The 22,196-nt window shown below is 60.1% G+C and carries 22 protein-coding genes and 2 tRNA genes; 15 read left to right on the top strand and 9 right to left on the bottom strand.

What is annotated here, in order from left to right; all coding sequences use genetic code 11:
• The 3 genes from H5P28_RS00510 to H5P28_RS00500 form a co-directional block, all read right to left on the bottom strand.
• A partial coding sequence (locus tag H5P28_RS00510; protein ID WP_185673767.1) for a PD-(D/E)XK nuclease family protein occupies positions 1–221 on the bottom strand: 221 nt, incomplete at its 3' end.
• Positions 218–742, bottom strand: a complete 525-nt coding sequence (locus tag H5P28_RS00505) for a helix-turn-helix domain-containing protein (RefSeq protein ID WP_185673766.1) — start codon at positions 740–742, stop codon at positions 218–220. The genes H5P28_RS00510 and H5P28_RS00505, both read right to left, overlap by 4 nt.
• A gap of 267 nt (positions 743–1,009) precedes the next feature.
• Positions 1,010–1,087, bottom strand: a tRNA-Pro gene (locus tag H5P28_RS00500).
• Between the two features lie 249 nt (positions 1,088–1,336).
• On the opposite strand from H5P28_RS00500, the gene H5P28_RS00495 reads away from it, so the two are divergent.
• The 12 genes from H5P28_RS00495 (at position 1,337) to H5P28_RS00440 (ending at position 13,924) form a co-directional block, all read left to right on the top strand.
• Positions 1,337–2,488, top strand: coding sequence for a hypothetical protein (locus H5P28_RS00495; RefSeq protein WP_185673765.1), 1,152 nt, complete (start codon positions 1,337–1,339; stop codon positions 2,486–2,488).
• A complete protein-coding gene (locus H5P28_RS00490; protein WP_185673764.1) occupies positions 2,469–3,218 on the top strand; it encodes a hypothetical protein in 750 nt (249 codons plus the stop codon). The genes H5P28_RS00495 and H5P28_RS00490 overlap by 20 nt, the downstream gene beginning before the upstream one ends.
• Positions 3,219–3,432: 214 nt before the next feature.
• Entirely contained in the window at positions 3,433–3,888 is a 456-nt protein-coding gene (gene gspG / locus H5P28_RS00485; RefSeq protein ID WP_185673763.1) for a type II secretion system major pseudopilin GspG, read from the top strand.
• Positions 3,889–3,982: 94 nt separating this feature from the next.
• Entirely contained in the window at positions 3,983–4,525 is a 543-nt protein-coding gene (locus tag H5P28_RS00480; protein ID WP_185673762.1) for a prepilin-type N-terminal cleavage/methylation domain-containing protein, read from the top strand.
• Positions 4,522–4,989: a PulJ/GspJ family protein gene (locus H5P28_RS00475; RefSeq protein ID WP_185673761.1), complete on the top strand. Its 468-nt coding sequence runs from the start codon at positions 4,522–4,524 to the stop codon at positions 4,987–4,989. Before H5P28_RS00480 ends, H5P28_RS00475 begins: the two co-directional genes overlap by 4 nt.
• The gene (locus H5P28_RS00470; RefSeq protein WP_185673760.1) at positions 4,986–5,654 is read left to right on the top strand and encodes a PulJ/GspJ family protein; all 669 of its coding nucleotides are present in this window, start codon (positions 4,986–4,988) and stop codon (positions 5,652–5,654) included. The genes H5P28_RS00475 and H5P28_RS00470 overlap by 4 nt, the downstream gene beginning before the upstream one ends.
• A complete protein-coding gene (locus H5P28_RS00465; protein WP_185673759.1) occupies positions 5,638–6,795 on the top strand; it encodes a type II secretion system minor pseudopilin in 1,158 nt (385 codons plus the stop codon). The genes H5P28_RS00470 and H5P28_RS00465 overlap by 17 nt, the downstream gene beginning before the upstream one ends.
• Positions 6,796–6,799: 4 nt before the next feature.
• Positions 6,800–8,143 (top strand): hypothetical protein, encoded by a 1,344-nt coding sequence (locus H5P28_RS00460; protein ID WP_185673758.1) that lies wholly within the window; start codon positions 6,800–6,802, stop codon positions 8,141–8,143.
• Positions 8,140–8,679 (top strand): hypothetical protein, encoded by a 540-nt coding sequence (locus tag H5P28_RS00455; protein ID WP_185673757.1) that lies wholly within the window; start codon positions 8,140–8,142, stop codon positions 8,677–8,679. Before H5P28_RS00460 ends, H5P28_RS00455 begins: the two co-directional genes overlap by 4 nt.
• Positions 8,657–10,921 carry a secretin N-terminal domain-containing protein gene (locus H5P28_RS00450; protein WP_185673756.1) on the top strand — a complete coding sequence of 755 codons (2,265 nt, stop codon included), beginning with the start codon at positions 8,657–8,659 and terminating at the stop codon, positions 10,919–10,921. The genes H5P28_RS00455 and H5P28_RS00450 overlap by 23 nt, the downstream gene beginning before the upstream one ends.
• A 4-nt stretch (positions 10,922–10,925) precedes the next feature.
• On the top strand, positions 10,926–12,653 hold the full coding sequence (locus tag H5P28_RS00445) for an ATPase, T2SS/T4P/T4SS family (RefSeq protein ID WP_185673755.1): 1,728 nt from the start codon (positions 10,926–10,928) through the stop codon (positions 12,651–12,653).
• A gap of 5 nt (positions 12,654–12,658) precedes the next feature.
• On the top strand, positions 12,659–13,924 hold the full coding sequence (locus H5P28_RS00440; protein WP_185673754.1) for a type II secretion system F family protein: 1,266 nt from the start codon (positions 12,659–12,661) through the stop codon (positions 13,922–13,924).
• A 215-nt stretch (positions 13,925–14,139) separates the two neighbouring features.
• Here the strand turns inward: H5P28_RS00440 and H5P28_RS00435 are convergent, their stop codons facing one another.
• Positions 14,140–15,141, bottom strand: a complete 1,002-nt coding sequence (locus H5P28_RS00435) for an ABC transporter substrate-binding protein (protein ID WP_185673753.1) — start codon at positions 15,139–15,141, stop codon at positions 14,140–14,142.
• Between the two features lie 185 nt (positions 15,142–15,326).
• On the opposite strand from H5P28_RS00435, the gene H5P28_RS00430 reads away from it, so the two are divergent.
• Positions 15,327–16,511 (top strand): amidase, encoded by a 1,185-nt coding sequence (locus H5P28_RS00430; RefSeq protein WP_185673752.1) that lies wholly within the window; start codon positions 15,327–15,329, stop codon positions 16,509–16,511.
• A 125-nt stretch (positions 16,512–16,636) separates the two neighbouring features.
• Here H5P28_RS00430 and tsf read toward each other — a convergent pair whose 3' ends face one another.
• Together tsf and rpsB are read right to left on the bottom strand one after the other, a co-directional pair.
• Positions 16,637–17,227: a translation elongation factor Ts gene (gene tsf / locus H5P28_RS00425; protein WP_185673751.1), complete on the bottom strand. Its 591-nt coding sequence runs from the start codon at positions 17,225–17,227 to the stop codon at positions 16,637–16,639.
• A gap of 23 nt (positions 17,228–17,250) precedes the next feature.
• On the bottom strand, positions 17,251–18,117 hold the full coding sequence (rpsB, locus tag H5P28_RS00420; protein WP_185673750.1) for a 30S ribosomal protein S2: 867 nt from the start codon (positions 18,115–18,117) through the stop codon (positions 17,251–17,253).
• 294 nt (positions 18,118–18,411) lie between these two features.
• Here rpsB and H5P28_RS00415 point away from each other — a divergent pair.
• A tRNA-Met gene (locus H5P28_RS00415) sits at positions 18,412–18,488 on the top strand.
• 346 nt (positions 18,489–18,834) lie between these two features.
• Positions 18,835–19,320, top strand: a complete 486-nt coding sequence (locus H5P28_RS20075; RefSeq protein WP_425504426.1) for a DDE-type integrase/transposase/recombinase — start codon at positions 18,835–18,837, stop codon at positions 19,318–19,320.
• Positions 19,321–19,889: 569 nt separating this feature from the next.
• Here the strand turns inward: H5P28_RS20075 and tnpC are convergent.
• The 3 genes from tnpC to tnpA are packed head-to-tail and all read right to left on the bottom strand — an operon-like array spanning position 19,890 to position 22,137.
• The gene (gene tnpC, locus H5P28_RS00405; RefSeq protein WP_185673694.1) at positions 19,890–21,389 is read right to left on the bottom strand and encodes an IS66 family transposase; all 1,500 of its coding nucleotides are present in this window, start codon (positions 21,387–21,389) and stop codon (positions 19,890–19,892) included.
• 59 nt (positions 21,390–21,448) lie between these two features.
• Positions 21,449–21,793, bottom strand: a complete 345-nt coding sequence (gene tnpB, locus H5P28_RS00400) for an IS66 family insertion sequence element accessory protein TnpB (RefSeq protein ID WP_185673693.1) — start codon at positions 21,791–21,793, stop codon at positions 21,449–21,451.
• On the bottom strand, positions 21,787–22,137 hold the full coding sequence (gene tnpA / locus H5P28_RS00395) for an IS66 family insertion sequence element accessory protein TnpA (protein ID WP_185673692.1): 351 nt from the start codon (positions 22,135–22,137) through the stop codon (positions 21,787–21,789). Before tnpA ends, tnpB begins: the two co-directional genes overlap by 7 nt.
• Positions 22,138–22,196: the final 59 nt, after the last annotated feature.

Genomic DNA, 22,196 nt, shown 5'->3' with positions numbered 1-22,196 from the left:
TAGGCCTGGATGCCCGCGTGGACGGCCTTGCCCAGGTGCAGGCTCACGCTGCCCGGCTCCGGCAGGCCCAGCACGCGCTTGAAGTAGAAGCGCAGTGAGCATTGCAGGTAGTCGCGGATGGACGAGGGGCTGACGTGGGCCAAGGCCCCGTCGCTGGAGCGCAGCGGGAAGGCCACGACATCCGCCGGGGGGCGGTGGTCGGGATCGGCGGGCCGGATCATGGTGCCCTCCCGGCTGGAGCCGTGCGGCGGGTGCTGCCCCGGCGTGGGGAGCGGGCGGCCTGGCCCTTGGCCCCGTGGCGTTCCAGCAATTCGTCGATCAGCCCGGAGGCTTCGAGTTTGTTGAGGGAGCGCACGCCCTTGCCGAAGCGTTCCCGGGCTAGCTCGTCCACCTCGCGGCGGTCGAGGCTGTGTTCTTCTACGAGCCTGAGGATCAGCTCACGCTGTTTGGGTGAGCAGGTCCAGGTGTCGGCTCCGTTGGACTCCACCCCGTCGGCGGGGATGGAGTCCAACCGCCGGGCAGGCCCGGGTGCGGAGCCCGGCTGCCTGCCTTGCGGCAGCCAGCCGGTCTGTTGGAGTTCGCGGTCCACGGAGGTTTGGAGCAGGCGGTACACCCGCTCCGACTCCTTCGGGACCTGGTTGATGTCGCCCAGCTCCGCCCGGATCGTCACCCCGTACTGGTGTGACGAGTACCCCGGCAGACCGAGCTTCTTGCAATAGTTGGCCTCCAGCACGATTGCCATGGAGCGCCTCCTTTCCTGGTTCATCGACCGGTCCAGATACAGTAAGACCCGGGCGGCGGTCGATCCGCCCCGGGTCTCAGATAACGAACCTTCCGCTATCAACTATATATAACCCGGAAACGGGGCGTTTTGCCGGTGGAGGGGTGGGGCTAGACGTCGGAATATATCGCGGTAACTCTGCGACGTATTCTTACTTTTATTCTTACTGCGGCGCTCATTGCTTGCCGAAAATGTCGTAAACTACTGATTTTCAGCAGAAAGTAAAAATGGTCGGGCTGAGAGGATTCGAACCTCCGACCCCTACACCCCCAGTGTAGTGCGCTAACCAGACTGCGCTACAGCCCGCGACCAAAGAGGACGACAATTGCAAATAAACCCGGTCTGTCAAAAAGAAAATCCCTAAAGTTGTCTTCCGGCTTGCTGGTGGCTTAAGAATGTCATAGCTATGCCAAAAACGGCTAAAGCCGCTGAGGCTATACCCTTAGCGACTGCTTCCAGGAAATCCTTTCGGGGAAAATAGTGTTGCATTCGAGTCTCAACTAGAACAGGATGCCCGCCGATTTATTGTAAAACCGCCATCACTCCCCTTTGCCTATGAAACACGCATCCAAGCTGCTCGCCGCCTTTAGCCTGCTGTCCGTGGCCGCTCTCCCCTCCCAGGCCGATACCGCCTACACCGACCCGGTCATGGCGGCTAGTACGAGTTTGGGCGAAGGGATGCACTCCATTGGCATTGTTGCCCTGAACCCGATTGAAGCCACGGGAGTAATCAGTGCTATCAATACCTACGCAGCAGAAGGATATACTTATTCTGTTCTGGATGTTACGAATGTGCCGTCTGACTGGGCCACTTACGATTATGATAACGAAGGGTGGGTGGTTAAGTATAATAAGATATATGATTCGACCGGAGCTGTTTTTCAGGATGTTCCGATGTATTACCTTGAAGTAACCTCGGGTGACAAGCAGGGGCAAATACTGGATGTGATCGCCACCGGGGCGGATTCCGGTACAAACACCCTGACCGTTGGGGAAGATCTGTCTGGTATGGACGAGTTTATCGGTGCCTCGTTTGCGATCCGCGAGAAGCATACGCTTGCCAATGTCTTTGGTGCCAGTAACGAAAAGGTTGGCCTGACCGGAGGGACGAATTTTACCAAGGCGGATCTAGTTTATGTGCAGGTCGATGACTACCTGGATATCTTCTTTTATCAAGATTGGCCGGATGAGTATAATAATGACGGTTGGCGTCAAATCCGTAAATCGACGGTCGATATGGCGAATCTCTGCATCGATCCAGATTTTGGGATAATGATTTACCGACGGGAAGGCGGTGCACCGGTCAACATGGTGACGACGGGCGATGTCAAGCTCGGGACGGCTCGAACGACATTCTTGCAGGGCCTGAATCCAATTAACATGAAGTTTCCTGTTGGGATGACCTTGGGAACATCCGGCTTGTATGATCCGGTTAATCCCGTCCTGCAGTCTGGGACGAATTTTACCAAGGCGGACTTGGTTTATGTTTTCAGTCCGGAATTGGACGCATTTGATATCTATTTTTACCAAGATTGGCCGGATGAATATGACAATGATGGGTGGCGTCAGATTCGTAAATCGTCAATTTCTCAGGATGATCTCAGCATACCGAGTGGAGCGATGATTATCATTTACCGCCGTTCGTCTGAGCCTACAGAGTGGACGCTTCCGCAGCCTTTTGCTCTGGATGGAGACGAATCTGCCTAACCTAACTATTTTTAACCGTTTAATGATGAGTTCTAAAAAATATTTTCTATCTTTGGGATTAGTGTTCTGTTTGTTTTACGCGGGGGCGAGTGTGAGCCGTGCTGTTGACAAAACAAATATTGCGTGGGGAGGGGTAGATCCTATTTCGGATTCATTCCTGCTCGCTGATTCTACGGGTACGCTTTTTGATAATAATGCCTTGTTCATGGTGGGGTATTTTAGCGCTGGTTTTGATGTGACTGCCAATGCGACTAATCTGACTGAGCTTTTTAACAACTTTACAGCGTTGGATAGTGGCCAAGTTGGGGCGGAAGAAAGCCCGGCGTATAATGGCTACATCGAGGGCGACGTCACCATTGATACCGATGTGGCCCCCGGTTCAAATGCGGTAAACCAAGTTGTTTATTATTGGGTGCTGCCGGGTATTACGAGCTTCGATCTTGACTCTGTACTGAGTGTCACCGAGCAGGCTATTCTTAGTGACTCGTCGTGGCAGTTTGGAGGGAATCCCGGTGCCATTCCTGCGGGTACTGCCAGCACTAATTTGTATAATATTGCGACCAATAATCTCGATACCATCGTTTATGGTGAGGTTAACGGTGTCGGACGGGGCGAAGGCAGTATTACTATTCGTACCGTCGCTGTGCCGGAGCCGGCGTTTTATGCGGCGGGGCTGGGGCTGGTGGCGCTGCTGGTGGTGCAGTTGCGTCGGCGGCGGCAGGCGGCCTGAATTGTGTCAGCCTTGTGAATTTTGGAAATCCCCGCCTGATGGCGGGGATTTTTTGTGGCCGGGTGCAACTTTCATGGCTACAGCCTGTTTTTAGCCATGAGCCGTAGCAATACCATGATGCGCACCCAGTTAGAACTTGGATTTCTCCGCCGGGGCGGTAGAAACTAAGGGTGCCGGGAGCCCGGCTCAATTCCCATATTCCGCTTATCTTCCCATGACCAATAACCGAATCTCTTCCTCCGCGCTGGGCGGCCTGTGCCGCAAGGTCCGCCGCGGTTTTACCCTGATTGAAATCCTGATCGTGATCGCGCTCATTGCCATGCTCGCCGGGGCGAGCATTGTCGCGCTCGACCAGTTGTTCGGCGGCGGGCAGGAGAGCATTGCCCAGACCTTTGTCGAGACGACCGGGCCGACCGCACTGATGGCTTACCGCCTGAACATGGGCGGCTACCCGACGACGGAGCAGGGCCTGGCCGTGCTCCGGACCGCTCCGGCCAACGCCGGGAGCCGCTGGAAGGGCCCTTACCTGAAAAAGGAACCGCTCGACCCGTGGGGTAACCCCTACCAGTACCGCCAGCCCGGCACGCACAACGAAAACGGCTACGACCTGTGGTCGCTCGGGGCGGACGGCAAGGAGGGCTCCGACGACATCGGTAACTGGGAGAACTGACCCGGCCTTTCCAGGTGTTGCCTGTTGTGACCGCTTCCCCGCGCAGGATGGCCTTTGCCCCGCGGCTAACGAGTAATTTCTACAAACGCCTGCTTTGTTCCAGCGCCATGTCCAGTCACCGCCGCGACCGTCGGGCTTTACGCTCGTCGAGATCGTCATTGTCATCGGGTTGATGAGCCTGGTGGCGGGCTTGGCCATCGCAAATTTCGACACCATCCTGCCCGCGTTCCAGAGCACGCCGCCGGAGGTGAAATTCCGACGCGCCGTGCGCGAGGCCCGCATCGCTGCCGCCACCACCAGCCGCCCGGCTTACCTGCGTTACGATGCGCTGGCAGAGGAGTTCCGGGTGATTGAAAAGGCTGCCGCCGCCCAGGAGGAACCTGAGAGTGCGGATACGCCCTACTTCACGCCGGAGCTGACAGTGGAGTTCCTGCCCATCGCGGCGGAAAAGGAGGGCGCTATCGGGGGCTTCGGCGGGCTGGATGCGACCGAGCCGGTCCCGCAACTGGTTTTTCACCCTTCGGGCGCATCGACCCCGGCGCGGGTGCGCTTCCGGTGGCGCACGGGCGAGGAGTCGGTCCTGACGCTCGACCCCTTCTCCAGCGGACCGCTGGCCAGCAAGGAGCTTTTTAAATGAGCCCCCGCCGCCATCAACGCCGGGGCCTGACCCTGATCGAAGTCGTGATCGCGCTGGCGATTTTTTCCGGCGTGGTCGGGATGCTCAGTCAGGCGGTCATCACGGCGATCCACGCCATGGACACGCTGGGCGAGGATACCCGGCGCGAGCAGGAGTTCCGGTTCGCGCTGCGGCAGATACTCCAGGTGTCCGCCCGCGACCAGATCGAGGACGGTGGCGACATCAAGACCCTGGAGTCGGGCAACATTCACTGGGAAGCCGAGGTCGAGGAAACCGACATCCTCGACCTGTTTCGCCTGAATCTGACGCTGGAGTGGGAAGACCTCCCGCCGGAGCAGGTCGAGGATTCCCGGCGCGAGCAGGTCATGTATGTGTTGCGCCCGGACTGGTCTTACGCCGACGAGCGTTCCACCCTGCTCGACGACAAAACCCGCGAACTCGAAAACTCCCGTCGTGGCCTATGAAGACGCGGGCACACAGAGTCGGACGCGGCGGCTTCACCCTGATCGAGGTGGTGATGGCGATCTTTCTTGGAGGACTGCTGTTGACGGCAGCCGCGTCGTTTATTTTCGGGATTTTCCAGCTCAAGGTCAACCTGGAGGAACGTCCGGCCTTCGAGGAGCACATCGAGGGGGTCGAGCGTTTCCTCGCCTTCGCCTTCGAAAACGCCATCACCGGGGACAGCGACGACGAGGCGGAGTCAGCCGTCACCTTTGCGGAGATCCCCGGCCGGAGCATCGGTCAGGACGAGGTGTTGAGTTTTCGCCTGCCGGGCGAGTTGCCGCTCTTTGTCGAGCCCGAGACTTACCTGCCCGCGGTGACGTGCTACCTGGTTTTTGACCGCGAGGACGGGCTTTACCTGCTCTGGCAGACCGATGCCATGGCCTCCGAGGACACGGACGACCTGCGCCGCACCCCGCTCTCGCCCTACGGGACGAGCCTCGTTTACGCCTACTATGACGCGGACGACGACGATTGGGAGGAGTCCACCGAGCCGGAAACCGCCGACGCGGGCGGGCTCAAGTTACCCGACATGATCAAGGTCATTTTTACCCACCCCGAAGACGAACACACGGAGACGATTGTGATTCTCCTGCCACCGACGGAGGCCGATGTTCCGCTGGTCTGAGAGTATCCGCGCGCGGCGGGGGGCGGTCCTGATGATCGTCCTGGTCATGGTCTTCGTGGCCTCGGTCCTCGTGGTCCGGGTCGTCGAGGAGCTGACCTTGCAGATCCGGGCAAAGACGGCCCAGGTCTCGCGGGACGAGTTGCGCTATGTGGGGCTTTCGGCGCTGGAGGCGACGCTCGGCGTGCTGGGCGAGTTCAAGGAAATCGACGGCCACCTGCACGGGCCGGGGCAGGGGTGGAGCGATCCGCTCGCCTACGCCTCGACGCTGGAGTGGCCGGAGGGCGTCACCATCGAAGTCACCGTGACGGACGAGACGGGCAAGTTCCCGCTCAACGAGGTGACCACCACTGAGCTGACCGCCTTTTTCAACACCCTGGACATCAACACCAGCGATGCCGAGACCATGAGCGACTCGCTGCTGGACTGGATGGACGAGGACGAGGACACCCGGCTCAATGGCGCGGAGGAGAGTTTCTATGAACGCGAAGACCCGCCGCTTTCCCCCGCCAATGCGCCCTTGAGCAGTTGGGAGGCGTTGCGGTATATCAAGGGCTTCCGCGACCATTTTTTTGACGAAAACGGCGTGCCCAATTCGCTCTATTACCGTTTTATCCGCTCGTTTTCTCTGCACACCTCCACTGACGCCAACGTGAACACCGCCAACGAAGACGTGCTCGAAACGCTCGCCGATCAGGCGGGATTCGACGTGGACTACCTCATCGACCACCGCAGTGGCCGGGACCGCGTGGTCGGCACATACGACGACGAGTACTACGCCAGCGCGGACGATCTCTCGTTCGCGGGCATCGCCATCGGCAGCGCCGCGGTCACTTACGTGTGCGAGATTCTCAAAGTCGAGGTGCGGGTGAGTTTCGGCGAAAAGGCGTACCTGCTGACGGCGCTGGTCAATACCGGCGAGGCCGATCAGTCGGAGAGCGGCGGGGGGAGTCGTTCCGGATCGGGTGCGTCGGAGAGCGGGGGCACCGATGGGCCAAACTCCGGCACACCGGGCAGCTCCGGCAGCGGGTCCTCGGGCGGTCGGTCCGGCGCGGGCACCTCAGGCAGCGGCTCCGTTACGGAAAGCGGGAGCAATTATCCCTTTACCATTGTCAAATTGGTGGAGAGCATGGAGGTCGATTAAACGGATGGTCAGGCTCAGAAAATTCTACGAGGCAAATGCGGCAGTTCCGCCGCGTACGGTGACGTTTGTCTCCGGCCACCTCTTCTTCACGCGCACGCTCGCGCTGCCGGAGGGGATGCGCCCGGCGGACATCGAGTCGTTTGCGGAGCTGACGTTGGAGGGCATGTCGCCGTTTTCGCTGGAGCACCTGGCCTGGGGGTACGTGACGGATCCCTCGTCCCGCTGGCTGCTGATCATGGCCGCCTGCCGCCCTCGGCTTTCCGCGCAGGAACTGGACGGCTGGGGCCAGGCGTTGTTTGTGCTGCCGGGCTTTTATCCGTTGCTGGCAGGGCTGCAAACCTCTGGCTCAACGCGGGCGATCTTTCAGGGCGAGTGCCTGACCCTCGCCAACTACGAGGAGGGTTGCCCGCTGCCGGTTTCCTTCACCCATCGCGTGATCGAGACCGAGGGCGATGTCGAGGCCGAGGCTTTTGCCGTTTACGCGGCCATGCGTCCCACCGAGGCCGCCGAGTGCGGGTTACCCGTGCTGCGCGAGGGCAGGGAGGAGAAGGACGGGGGCGTTGTCTTTGAGCATGTGCTCGTGCGCGAGGCCGATACCGCGTCGGCGAACAATGAGGACGTGGATACCAGCGGGAGCGAGGGGGCCGAAGCGCCCGCCGAGGAGGTCCTTCCGGTCCGTATCGAAAATGTCGATACGCTCTGGCCCGCCGACCTGCGCGACCCAACTTTCAAAACCAGCGAGCAGGGCGCACGCCGCCTGAGCGGTACGCTTTGGAAGAGCATGCTGATCGCCGGGGTGGTGGCGTTGGTGTTGATTCTGGGTGGCTTTACCTGGGGCGTGCTGAGCGTGATGCAGTCCTCGCGCCTGGCACGGATCGAGCGCCAGACCCCGGAGATCATGGCGCTGGAACTCAAGGAGCAGAATCTCAACGACCTGAAGCAGTTTGTGGGCTCGCCGTTCCGGCCGTTCGACATCCTCGGCGACCTGAACAATGTCAAGCGCCACGGCATGGGGGCCAACGGCATTTATTTCGATTCTGTGGCATTGTCCAATGACAACGAAGTCACCGTCCGCGGCAAGGCGAGCAACATCGTCGAGGTCAACCGCTACGCCGATGCCCTGAAAAAGTCCGGCCTGTTCGAGGAGATCAACGCGCCGGATTATCAGTCGCGGGGCAGCGGAGAGGCGCGCTTCACGCTCGATTTGCGTTACCTGGGGCCACCGACGTCTTCCGAGTCGGAAACTGATTCCGCAACGGGAGAAGCGGCAGACCCCGCGTCCGCTCCTGCGCCCGAACCGTCTTCGGCTGAGGCCGGAACAATCCCCGAAGCTGAGGAGGCCACATGATCCGCCGCTTGTTTAGAAAAATGTCCACCCGTGAGCAGTTCCTGCTGTGCTGCATGGTCTGGTGCGCGCTGGTGCTGCTGGGCGTGTTCCTGATCGTGAGCCTGGTCAAGGTCGGCCGCGGGCTGAGCGAGACCGGTGAGACCCTCGCCATGCACCGTCAGTGGTACGCGCTGGAGCCGGTGCTGGAGGCCGAGCTTCAGGAGACGATGGAAAAGCTCAACCCGGAGAACACCTTTTCCGGCCCCGCGCTGGCGGGGCGCATCGACGCGCTGGCCCGCAGCTCTCGGGTGACGCCGACGCTCAACACAGCACGCGCCCGCGAGGACGATAAACTCAAGATCTACTCCATGCGCGTGAACCTGCAAAAAGACGGCCTTCCCGCGCTGCTCGACTTCGACGAGAAGATTCAGTCCGAATGGCCGTACATCAAGATCGAGAGCATCCGCATCAGTGCCGACAGCCGCGAACGCGACAAACACGACGTCCTTTACATTATCAACTCGTTTGAATTCAATGAAGCGCAAGGCCAGCAGTGAGCAGGCCCGCGCCAACACCTTACCCGGAGCCATGAAATCCCGCCCACATTTTTTTCAACGCCTGACGGCCCTGCTGACCCTGTGCGCCTTCGGCAGCGGCATCGCTTTTGGCCAGCAGACGCTCCCGCCGCCAGTGCCCCGCCCGACGCTGCCCGCGCGCACGCCTTCGACACCCGTTCCCGCTGCGGAGCGCGAGGCCAACTCCGATGAGGTGCAGCCGACGGCCCAACCCGCGCCCGGCGAGCGCGACCAGTCGGTCGGCACGCTTCTGCTGGTGGACGAGAGCGCCCAGCAGGTGCTCAAGTTGATCGAGTCCATCTCGGGCAAGCCGATCATCCGCGCCCAAAATCTCCAGCCGGTTAAAATCTCCTTCGACAGCCGCGGCCCGATGACGAAGCAGGAGGCGCTCATCGCGCTGGAGAGCTTGCTCAGCCTCAACGGCATCGCCCTGACGCCGATTGGCGACTCCTTCATCAAGGCCGTCAGTTATCAGGATGTGGCCCGGCAGGCTCCGGAATTCCTGGAGGGCAACGCCCGCGACTATCCGCCGAGCGAGAAGTTCTACACCATGCTGACCAAGCTCAAGTACCTGAGCGTCTCCGGCAAGGAGTACGGCGAAATCATCGAGCCGATCATGTCGCCGAGCCCGATTGGCAAGGTCGTCGCGCTGCCCAAGGCAAATTCGCTCCTGCTGACCGATACGCTGATCAATCTCCAGCGTGTCGAGGAAGTGCTCAACAACGCCGATGCCCCTCAGAACATCGACGAGGAGGTGCTGTTTTTCCCGTTGCGCAACATGCAGGCACGCGACCTCCAGTCCCGCCTGCAAAGCCTGCTACTGAACCAGAGCAGCGCCTTGAGCAAGTACTTCCTCAACAACACGACCATCGAGGCGGACGAGCGCACGAATCAGCTCATCGTACTGACGCACCCGACCAACGTGCAGATACTCAACACGATTATCGAGAGCTTTGACATCGACGTGGAGCCGCAGACCTCCAGCGAAGTCTTTTACATCAAGCACGCCCAGGCCACCGAAGTGCAGACCCTGCTCGACAGCGTGGTCAAGGGCCAGCAGGAAGCCCGCGAGAAAGAACCCGAGAACGCCGTGGGTCGCGACGGTGCTCCCAGGCAGAGCGGTCAGCCCGGCGGCGAGGCTCAACCGGCCGCACCGGCCCCTACGCCAAGCGCGGCCACTCAGACGATGGTGGATAACCTTGCTGCGGGCAACCTGCAGTTCAGCCAGTATATCACGATCGTGGCCGACGAGCGCAGTAACGCGGTTGTTGTTTACGGGACCAAGAACGACATCCGCCAGATCGGTGAGTTGATTGACAAGATCGATGTCGTGCTCGCGCAGGTCATGATCGAGGTTATCATTGCCGAGGTCACGCTGGACAGGGATGAAGTCAGCGGTCTCTCCTCGCTCGGGCTGACCCGCGACGGCACGAGCTGGGGCGGCATGTCGCTCTCCACGAACACGCCTTCGATTTCCGATACCCCGGCCTTCGACATTACGGCGACGGCGGACTTCAAGAACTTCAGTATCTCGTTTGGTCCGGCGCTGGCCAACGGAAAACTGCGGGTGCTTCAGGCTCCCGTCCTCGCCACGACGCACAACCGGGAGGCGACCATCACCGTCAGCGAATCGCGCCCCTTTGTGACCGGGAGCACGACTTCGCAGATCAACCCGGACGCCACCACTACGACCGTACAGTACCGTGATGTGGGCATCGAGTTGACGGTCACCCCCCTGATCGGCTCCAACGGCGTCGTACAGATGGAGATTGAGCAGAAGGTGGAGAACTTCATCCCTGACAGCAGCGTGACCATCGACGGTGTGCCTCAGTCCGCCATCGCCAAGCGCGAGGCCACCTCCTTTGTCAGCGTCACTGACCAGGAAATCATCGTGCTGGCCGGTTTGCAGGAGTCGAGCATCAGCCGTACGGACCAGAAGGTCTTCCTGCTCGGGGACATCCCGCTGGTGGGTGAGCTGTTCAAGCCCGAGACGAACAACGACTACCGCCGCGAGCTGATGATCTTCATCAAGCCGAATGTCATCTACATGCAGTCGGACGCGACGCGCATCGCCAACCGCACGATTCACAACCTCGACAACGGCGCGAGTGTGCAGCAGTACCTCGAAAACCCGGACATGAGCGAGATTTACGACAAGGAAATCTACGAGCCGCCGACCGAGCCCGTCCGCCGCGTGAACAAAACCTACGGCCCCAACCGCTAAGCCCGTGAGAGCGAACTTCGACGAGCAGATCCTCTCCCGGCTCAGCGACGAGCAGCAGGAAGCCTTTCGCGAGATCCCACGGCAGGAGCGAATCGGCTTTCTCTCGGTCGCCTGGAACCGCCCGGAGGCTGAGATACTGCAAGAGCTGGCCGAGCGCAGCGGCCTGGAGATACTGGAGGAGATCCGCCTCTCCGACGCGCCGGAGGACACGCTCCCGCTGCGCCTCATCCACGAGTACCAGTGCCTGCCTGTGCAGGGCGGGGGAGCGGCGGGCGAGTTGAACCTCGTCACCGTTTGGCCACCGGACCCGGTCATGGACGACTGGATCGTGGCCGCCTGCGGTCGCCGTCCGCACTGGGCGCTCGGGCCCGCGGGCAAGGTTAACGAAACCATCACGCAGGTCTTCGGTGTTGGGTCGGGTAGCCTCGACTCGGATGAGTTGGAGGGTTTCTCTGAATCGGTCGAGGAGGTGCAGGCCGAGGACGAAGACGCCGCGCTCATTCGCTTTGTCAACGAGGTCATCACCAAGGCCATCGCCGACCGCGCGACGGACATTCACTTCGAGCCGCAGAAGGAGTCCCTGCACATCCGCTACCGCATCGACGGCGAACTCGTCCCCGTGCGCGTCCCGGACAACCTGGTGCAGTTTCAGCGGGCCATCATCTCGCGCCTGAAGATCATGGCGCGGCTGAATATCTCCGAACGCCGCCGCCCGCAGGACGGGCGCATCAGCTTCACCGTGGGCAAGGAGGACATCGACATCCGTATCTCCTCGCTGCCGATCATGTACGGGGAGAGCGTCAGCCTCCGCCTGCTCAGTAACAAAAGCCAGCCCGTCACCATCGAGGACCTGGGCTTCCTTCCGCGCGACATTAAAAAAATCAACCAGATCCTTACGCGCCCGCATGGGATCGTGCTGGCGACGGGACCGACCGGTTCGGGTAAATCAACTTCGCTCAGCGCCTTTTTGCGGCAGATTCGCGATCCGCGTCGCCGCATCATCACCATTGAAGACCCGGTCGAATACGAGATCGAGGGGGTCAATCAGGTGCAGGTGCATCATGAGATCGGTCTGACCTTTGCCAGCACGCTGCGTAGTGTGCTGCGTCAGGATCCGGACGTGATTATGGTCGGGGAAATCCGCGACCGCGAAACGGCCGAAATCGCCATCCGCGCCTCGCTGACGGGGCACCTTGTGCTCAGCACCCTGCACACCAACGATGCGCCCGGCGCGTTGACGCGCCTGATCGACATGGAGATCGAGCCCTTCCTTATCGCCTCGTCGGTGGAGCTGGTCATCGCCCAGCGGCTTGTACGCCGCCTGTGCCCGTACTGCCGGAAAGAGGCCGATATGGAGTTGGCGCACCTGGGCTCGTGCCTGGTCGCGCTCCACGTGGACCCCTCCGAGGTCCAGAACGGTCACCTCTTGCGAGAACCGGTCGGTTGCGACCATTGCCGTAAGCTCGGCTACCGTGGGCGGGTGGGGCTGTTTGAGATTTTGCCGGTTTCGGAGGAGGTTCACGAGATGATTATCCAGAAAGCCTCCGCCCGCGACATCCGCCACAAGGCCGAGGCACAGGGGATGAGCACGCTCCAGACCAGCGGCTGGGAGCAGTGCAAGCGCGGGATCACGTCTCTGGATGAGGTGATGCGCTATGCCGACCTGATCGTGGAGGATGAAGCCCCGGTCGAGTCCTCCGATGCCGACGATAATCCCCCGCCTGCCGTCTGATCGTCATGCCAGTTTTCTCTTATCGCGGTATCGACGCTTCGGGCAAATCCAGCACCGGGACACTGGAGGCGGCGGACCGTCGCCAAGTCATCCAGAAGCTCCGGGCCCGGAAGATCCAGCCACTGGAAATTCGCCAGAAAAAGGGCGGCGGACGCTCACGGATCGAACTCGATGACGTTCCTTCTGCCACAGAACAGAAGGCCCCGCGCGCGTCGCTGGCTTCTCGCTTCCGGGGTAAGTCGGGACTGGCGCTGCCGTTTTTCCGCAAGCTTTACCAACTCCATAACAGCGGGATGTCCGTCGGCGACGCGGTCAACCTGATGACCCAGCGCATGACTGATCCTGGGCTGAAGGAGCTGTCCTCGCACATTTACAAGGATCTGAGCGAAGGGCACACCCTGGCCGCGTCCATGCGGACGCAGCCCGAGACCTTCGACCCGATGATGGCGCACCTGCTGGAAGCGGGCGAGGCCACCGGCAACGTCGTCCCGATCCTCGACAACCTGATCCGCCACCTCGAACGCAACGCCGACCTGCGCGGCAAGATGATCTCCGCGCTCGTCTATCCGGTCTTCCTGATCGTAGTCGCTTTCGGGGTCGTGGCGCTGTTCCTGTTTTTCCTCCTGCCGCGCATTCAGGGGATGCTCGACTCGATGGGCGCGGAGCTGAACCTCGCGGCCCGCGTGCTGATCGGGTTTTCCGATTTCCTGCTCACGCAGGGGCCGTTTATTTTCGGGGCACTGGCGATTGGGTTCGCGCTGATTATCCAGTGGCGTAAGTCCGAAAAGGGCCGCGTGGCCACCGACCGCTGGCTGCTGAAAATCCCGCTCGTCAAGAGCCTCGTTTACAACGCGGAAATCTGTCGCGTGACCAACGTGCTCTCCATCCTGCTTGGGAATGGCGTTAACACGACCGAAAGCCTCCGGCTGGCCGAAAACACTCTGGGCAATCGCGTCCTGCTGGAGCGCTACCGGGGGGCGCGCGCCATGATCAACGACGGTGCGCCGTTCTCGATGGCCTTTAAAAAGTACCAGCTCCTGCCCGATCTGGACCTGGACATCATCAGCGTGGGGGAAAACACCGGCAGTCTCGTCAATGGCTTTCAGGAGGTCTTCTCCACCCATTCTGAAGAGCTGGAGGCGAAGCTCAAGTTCTCCACTTCGCTGGTGGCCGGGCTCGCGCTTGGGACGGCCTTCGCGATGGTGGCTCTGCTCACGCTCGGGATCATCATGAGTATCATGAACGTCAGCCAAAGCCTGATGAACCAATAAGCAGGCAGGACAGAGTCCTGCACCTGTGATGCTTGCGCATCACTGATGCCGCCGCCAACGCGGCGGCATGGGCAACAGCGGTTGACGCCGACTCGGACGAACTTCGTTTGTCTGTTTGTTGTGGGGGTTGGGGTGTTGGGGAATATTGCAGGGGCCGTCTGGACCAGCAATCAGGGGTAGCGGCCTTTCTGGGCGCGTAGGGGAACTTGTTCCCCTCAGTGCCCTCGGGTGCCACCCGGGGCGAAGGGCAGGGCGAGCACGTCTTCGACGGTGATTTGGCCGGGTTTGAGGACGCCAAGTTCGGTCAGGGTGTCGATTTCGGACTGGATGCGTTCCGGGCTGATCGTGCCGTAGGTTTCACCCGCCGCGGTATCCCCCCTGGCGAGGTGGTGCTTGAGGATCATCTCGCGCGAGTAGGCCAGGAATTCATCGCTGACGCCGTCCGTGCGCATCTTTTTCATCAAATTGTTGCCGGGGGTGGGATCACCCTCCAGGTAATCACGCCAGCCGCGCACATAGGCGCGGATGAAGGCATGGGCGGCCTCGGGTTGCCGTTCGAGAAACTTCTTGTTGGCAAAAAGAGTGGCGTAGCCGTGCCAGCCGCCCTCGGCCAGAGTCATGAGCTTTACCCTGGCCCCGGCCTGCTCCATGAAGTAGGGCTCGGCGATATAAAAGCCCTCTTGGATAAAGGCCGGGTCGTTGAGAAAAAGGCCGATCCCGAAGTTCTGGGCGATCACCTTGAAGTCGATCCCGTAGCGCTGCTTCAGAAACGGAATCCAGAGGGCTTCGGGGCGGGCCATGATCGTCTGCCCGTCGAGTGCCGGAAAGCTGTCAACCGGGTTGTCCGCATGGAGGATGAGCGCGGTCGGTATCTGGTGGAAAACGCTGGCGATGTTTGTCACCGGGATGCCCCGGGCGGCAGCCCGGATAACCTGTGTGCTGGAGCTTTGCCCGATCTGAGCGTCGGCGGCGGCCACGGTTTCCAAGACGAGCACGTTGGCTCCGCCGGGGCGGATTTTCACGTCGAGTCCTTCCTCGGCGAAAAAGCCCCGCGCCTGCGCCTGGAACAGCCCGCCGTGCTCGGGTTCGGGTACCCAGTCGAGCTGGACGGTGATGGCTACCTTTGCTGGCTGTTCTGTCGATTTCTGAAGTTTGGCGCGGTCGCACCCCGCGAGCCACCCCGCCAGAATAATGGCTGAGAGGAGTTGAAACGCCATCGTCGTTAGAGTAGTTTTCACTTGTTTGTTATTTAACCACTACGGACGGATGTCGATTTATAAGCAGTGTGAAAACCAGAGCTGACAGGATATCCTTTAACAGGGATAATTTCGAGGTCTGGCATGATCGTTGGTCGCAGAGCCCCGATCTGGTATGCGTAGAGTTAGTTCGCCGTATCTCGACTATGCCTGCGCCGTTGCGCCGTGCAGTTTTTGCCTACGTGCCCAGCGAACGCGAACTGCGTGACCAACTCGAATTGATCGACGACGCCGATGCGCTTCCCGGCATTCCCTTTGTGGTCAAGGATCTCTTCGACATGGCTGGCCTGCCGACGCGGGCCGGATCAAGCTTCCTGGATGAAGTGCGTGGCGAACCCGCCGAAAACTCCAAGCTGGTCGAATCGATTCAGAACAACGGCATGATCTTCGCTGGCAAGACGCAGCTCAATGAGTTCGCGTTTGGGCTCAGCGGAGAGAATCCGCATAGCGGAAACTGTCCGCACCCGTTCGTCCCTGATGCCCTGACCGGCGGCTCCAGCAGCGGCTCGGCCTGGGCGGTGGCGTCCGGGCTGGTGCCTTTTGCCATCGGGACCGATACGGCTGGATCTATCCGAGTCCCGGCAGCTTTTTGCGGGCTTTACGGCCTGCGACTCGCCCCTAATGCCTGGTCGAGTGTAGGCTGCTTCCCGCTGGCTCCGAGCTTTGACGGGGTGGGGTGGTTCACCTCCACGGCGGAGGATATGCGGCAGGCTTCTCAGATCCTGCTCCCTGAGACCAGGGAGGAACTCGGGCGCGGGGCCTACATGGAGAGTCCGCATGTCGAGATCGACCCGGTACTGCGGGCCGCTTACGACCGTGTGGTTCATTACCTGGAAGTGGAGCGCGATCCCGAACTGGAGCACTGGGGGTTGGGAATCCTCCAGGGCTGTGAGACTGCCTTTGACATCCTGCGCAACCGCGAAGCCTATGAGGTGCACGCGGCCTGGCTCGATACGATGAAGGACCGCTACAGCCCGCAGGTCTGGGAGCGTATCAACCGGGGCCGGATCAGGGATGATGCGGCGATCCATCATGCCTGGGAAAAGCGTGAGCAGACCCGGAAGATGAACATGAGCATATTCGAGAAATACGATTTCCTGGTCACACCGATCACGCCCGTCGCGACTCCTCTGCTGAGCGAATGTACGGACGAATTACGTCGCCGCTTGCTCACGCTGAATATCCCCCCGAGCTTCTGCGGACAGCCGGCTCTGGCTGTCCCCGTGCCCCTGCCAGATGGCCGAAGCGGCGGGCTGCAGTTTATTTTTAACGACATGAAGCGGATTCCGGTCGGCCCACTGATGGATGCAATGTCGGCTTACCAGCCTTGAGCAGGGCCTCGCCGGTGCGCGTCGGCTTATCATGTGCTAAGGGCAGGAGGTGAGAGGGATACACAAAAAAGCCCCGGTTCGTGGACGAACCAGGGCCTGAAAGTGCAGATGCTGAATTTTGTCGCTTATTCGCCGAGGGCGTAGCGGACGAAGCGGCGGACCTTGATGTTTTCGCCGATGGTCTGGATGTTATGCGTCAGCAGTTCACCGATGGTCTGGTCGGTGTTCTTGACGAAGGGCTGCTCAAGCAGGCAGATCTGTTCCAGGTACTTGTTGATCTTGCCTTCGACGATCTTTTCGACCGCGGCGGCGGGCTTGCCTTCGGCCTGGGCGGCGGCGACTTCGCGTTCCTTTTCAAGAATAGCCGGATCGACCTCTTCGCGAGAAACGGCAATGGGGCTGGCGGCGGCGATGTGCATGCAGATGTCACGCGCCAGAGCCTTGAACTGCTCGTTCTTGGCCACGAAATCGGATTCGCAGTTGAGTTCGAGCATCACGCCGACCTTGCCACCCATGTGGATGTAGGACTCGACGATGCCTTCAGCGGCTTCGCGACCGGCCTTCTTGGCAGCCTTGGCGATGCCCTTCTTTTTCAGGATAGCGATAGCTTCTTCTTCGTTGCCGTTGGCTTCGACGAGAGCGCCTTTGCAGTCCATCAGACCAGCTCCGGTTCTCTTACGGAGCTCGTTTACCATGCTTGCGGAAATAGTTGCCATTGTTCAGCTGGGTTAGCGTCTAATTACTTGTTTTCTTCGGTGGTGGTTTCAGCGGCGGCGGGAGCTGCTTGCTCGGCCGGAGCCTGCTCCTGCTTCACCTCTTCCTCATCAACCATCAGGTCGGGAGAAATGGTTACTTCGGGCTGTGCCTCGGTGAAATCGCGTTGGAGGATCGGAGTGATGTCCTTCTGGGGGATGACCGGCTCGGCGCGGCGGGCGAGGCCGTTCTGGATCGCTTCGAGGATGACTTCTACCACCAGGCGGACAGCCTTGACGGCGTCGTCGTTACCCGGGATCGGGTAGGTGACCTGGGTCGGGTCGGAGTTGGTGTCAACCAGCGCGACCACGGGGATCTTCAGGCGCTTGGCTTCGGCCACGGCAATCGCTTCGGTCTTGACGTCAACGACAAACAGGGCGGCCGGGATCTTCTTCATTTCGAGGATGCCCTCGAAATTGCGGTGCATACGAGCCATCTCGCGGCGGATCGCGGCGGATTCCTTACCGGGGAGCTTCTGGAGCGAGCCGTCGGCTTCCATGGCGAGGAAGCGCTTGTACTTTTCAAGGCTCTTCTCGACGGTCTGGAAATTGGTCAGGGTGCCACCGAGCCAGCGGTTGGCGCAGAAGGGCATGCCGACGGTGTTGCCGGCCTCGCGGATGATTTCCTGGGCCTGGCGCTTGGTGCCGACAAAGAGGATGTCCTTGCCCGAGGCGACGAGTTGCTCGGCGAAATCGCAGGCTTTTTCGAGCAGGCCGTAAGTCTTCTCCAGATTGATGATGGAGATGCCGTGGCGGTGGTCGTAGACGTAGGGCTTTGACTTCGGGTTCCAGCGGCGGACTTGGTGTCCGAAATGTACGCCGGCGTCGAGGAGGTCTTTAATCGTGATGTTCATGATATCTTGGGCTCCGTATCTGCGTTTTGCGTGGCAGATCTTGGATCATTGGGTTTATGGATTTATCTGGTTGTTTTTATTCGTTTGCCTGGAGCGGCAAGGGATTAGAAGAGGGAGGACGATAGGCCGCTGAAGGGGGAAGGCAACTTTTTTTTCAACGAGAGGACCTCCTTATTAATAGAACTGAGCCGGGAGGAAAGAGATGTTTTCGCCGTTTTTGGTCTTTGTATGAAAAAAAACAAAAAACTTCTTGCAAAGATTCCAATAAATGATGCTGTAGCGCTTTCACTTTGTTGCAGGGTGGAGCAGCTCGGTAGCTCGTCAGGCTCATAACCTGAAGGTCCTTGGTTCAAATCCAAGCCCTGCACCCAATTTATAAGGCCCTAGTATCCACCGGGGCCTTTATTTATGCCGCTTCCCGGGCAATCGGCCCGAAATTACTTCGCCACCCGAAAATGGCGTGACCTCCTGGAACCGTACCATTTCGTTTGAGACTCCCTTCCCAAAGTGGCTTTTCCCTCCTGAGCGGGTCCAAAAGTGGGGCCAGTTTCGCTTTTGACCGTGTCTACGTAAACTGAGCCACTTGCAAAGCTAGTCTGAGTGTTTAGAAAGAACTCAGAGTATGAAAGGCAAGCGATACAGTACCGAACAGAAGATCCGCATATTACGGGCCTGCGACTTGTTTTCTCGTGAGCATGTCGCGCTTCGCGCTCGGTAGTGGCCGACCGCACGGCCAAGGGAGGCTCCATCCGCATGCTCACGATACTCGATGAGTACACCCGCGAGTGTCTGTGCATCCATGTTGATCGCCACCTCAACGCCGCCAAAGTCAGAGCCGTCATGAGCGAGCTGATCAGTGCTTACGGCAGTCCCGAGCATATCCGTTCTGACAACGGCTCGGAGTTTATCGAAAAGAGTCTGCGGACTGGTATGCCGACGCGGGCATCAAGACGCTCTACATCGAGCCCGGCATCGGCCACCTCAAGGCTGACCACCGCCTCATCCGCTGCTTCCGCAAGGGAGCCCCGCTGGCTCCGCCATCAACCTCACCCTCGCATCCGCCGCCTGGAACCTCAAACTGTGGTTAAACACCCTTTGGCATACCCTCATCCGATGGGCGGCCCTCCTGTACCCAGACACCAACCAACCCCTCAAAATCAAAAGCGCCGTTTGAGGGAGGCTTTTTCAGGGACGACTATCTAAAGGCAGACAGATGTGCCACACAGCCCGGTCGCAGTTTTATCAGAATTATCATGTTCAAGTTACGCTACTTCAACGAATGGTTCACGCAGACGGGGATCATTTGGGACACTGGCTGACCGGGATCGAGTGAGCGTCTTGCGACGGTTCAGAGTAGTTGGGGGAAGGAGCGTCTGATAGTCTTGAAGCGAGGCTTCCTTGTTGAGAACGGCGTTGAGCATATCGCGGCCTTCGTGGGGCGCTCTCGCGCGGCGGTGCAAAGTCGGTTTTAGCGTTACCGTCGCAGCGGGCTTGCGGGCTTTTGTCTCGGGGGCATGGCGGAGGTCGTCCTTGCCGGTGAGATGGAACGATTCAGGTCTTCCTTGATCAGAGCTTGGCCCGTGGTCGTTGGAACATGGTCGAGCAAGCCTGCGTGCAGTTGGAGTAGCACTTTGGCTGCCGCTTTTATTGCAAGAGGGTTTGGGTGTGTTGAAACGTAAGCGTCCGGAGTGTGTCCTGCTTGAGTTGCCTTTGTGAGGGTGGATTTTTCTCTCTGGTAACCCTTGGGGTTTCCCACTGGTTACGATTTGGATTCAGGCTTGGGTTGCTATTGGTGACCATTTGGCAGGTGACAGAGCGCTGATGTCGTGCTGGTTGGTCATATTGGGGAGGCGCGAGAGGATGTTGCGCAGGTATTGGAAGGGTTCGATGTTGTGGCGCTGGCAGGAGACGACGATGGAGTAGATGATGGCGGATCGTTGGCCGGCCTCGGGGTGTCCGATGAAGAGGAAGTTTTTCTTTCCCAGGGCTGAGGGGCGGATGGCATTTTCCATGAGGTTGTTGTCGATCTCGGCGATGCCGTGTTTTTGGAAGGCAACGAGCTGGGGCCACTGGGAGATGGCGTAGGCGCAGGCCTTGCCGAGGGCGGACTTGGGGAGGGCCTTTCGGCTGGCGAGGGAGATGACCTTTTGCAGGCGGGTCAGCGTGATCTCATTTTCTCGCTGACGGCGGCGTTTGCGCTCGTCGGGGACGAGGTTTTCTTCGCGGTAAGTGGCCTCGCGTTCGTAAAGCCTGGCCATGAGTCGGAGCACGAGGGTGGCTTCGCGTTTGTTGGAGGCGAGGGCGTCGTAAAACTTGCGCCGGACGTGGGCCATGCAGCCCAGGGCGATGACGTCCTTGTTGCCCGAGGCATAGTCTTCGTAGGCGCCGTAGGCATCGGACTGGAGCAGGCCGGTGTATCCGTCCAGCAATGACGTCAGCTCGCCGTGTCGGCGAGAGAGCCGCCAGTCAAAGACGACGTCGCCGCCGGGCCGCGAGATGGCCCAGAGCCAGCCCTGTTCGGTTTTGCCTTTTTTGTGGTCGGAGTCGCAGTAGCGCACCGGCGTCTCGTCCGCCTGGATGTAGGGGCCCGCGAGCAAGTCCGTTCGCATGTAGTTGTAGATGGGCTTGAGCCACTCGGCTACGGCCTCGACCCAGTCTGTCATGGTTTTTCGTGACAAAGGTGCGCCCCACATGGACGAGGCTTTTTCCTGGCGGTAAAGCGGCTGGTGCTGCACGTATTTGCTTAAAACGATCCAGGCCAACAGGCCCGCCGAAGCGTAGCTGCCGTCGATCACGCGCCTGGGCGCGGGGGCCACCACCGGCGGCTGCGAGCGGTCAAGCTTGCGGCGATACCTGGGGCGAACGAGGCGGCGTTTAAACAGCTTCGGCGGGTGGATATCGACTTCAAGGGTCTCTTCTTCGGCGATCTTCTCAAAGGCTTCCGGCTCGGCCTGCACCTCCGGCGGCTCAATCACCACGGTCTCCTCCACCGGCAGGTCCTTGAAGCGCTCAGCAGGCGTTTCATGTTTGCCCGCCTTGGGGGCACGACGTTCGTAAGCGATACTTTGTTTTTCGACCGCTTCGAGTTGGCGCTCCAGGTCGTCCAGGCGCAAGCGCAGTTGAGCGCTGTCGAGCTTCTCACTTTTGCCCGCCCCGAAGAGCTGCTTTTTGAGCCAGTCCACCTGCTCGCGTAAAACCGCAATCACGCCGTTTTGCTCATCGACGATGCGCCGCAACTGTTCCACATCCGGGGAGCCCGCGTCGCTGTCCATGCCTGTATCCAAAACATGATACGATGGCCGTCAAGACAGTGTTGAGAACCGTGCTGATTTTAACGCTCGTACCACGCCTTGAGCGTCCCCTGCTTCAGGTCGATGCCGTTCATCAGCATGGTCATCGCCGCCGGGGTGATCGTCAGCTTGCGTGTGTCGCTGCCGATCGGCCAGCTCAGCCGCCCCTGCTCGATGCGCTTGGCAAACACCCACACCCCCGTCCCGTCAAAATACAGCAGCTTTAGGCGGTTGCGCGTCTTGTTCGTAAAGGCGAACAGCGCCCCGCCCTTGGGATCTTCGCCCAAGTGGTCCCGTGCCACCGCCCACAGCCCGTCAAACTGCTTGCGCATGTCCACCGGCTCCACCGCCACAAAAACTCGCAGCTGATGGGGCAAGCTCAGCATCGCAACGCCTTGACCAATGCCGCCAGCGACTGCGCATCGCCCCCGCGCAAGATCAGCCCCTCCGGCAAACATACCTCCAACAAAGAGGCCCCGCAGGACGGCACCGTCATCTCATGGAAAAGAGGTTTAGACTCGACGCCTCCACCTGCCTGACTGCGCTCGCGACGCTGCTTGAGCCAGTACACCAGCGTGTTGTAGGCCACTCCCTCGCGCCGCGCAAAGGCCTTCTGCGTCAATCCGCTCCCATCGTAGCTCTCAAGTAAACGCTCACGCTCCTCACGACTCTCGATCCGACGACCCCGACTGTCGCGCTTCGCCCCCGTATCCACCAACTCCAAATCCATCCACAAATCTTACACCAGACTGCCTGCTTTGAAAAGTGGGACCAAGCCCGGACGGTTAC

This window comes from Ruficoccus amylovorans, assembly GCF_014230085.1.
GTDB lineage: Bacteria > Verrucomicrobiota > Verrucomicrobiia > Opitutales > Cerasicoccaceae > Ruficoccus > Ruficoccus amylovorans.
The sequence above is the reverse complement of the archived record's forward strand: the minus strand, read 5'-3'. Positions and strand labels throughout refer to the sequence as shown.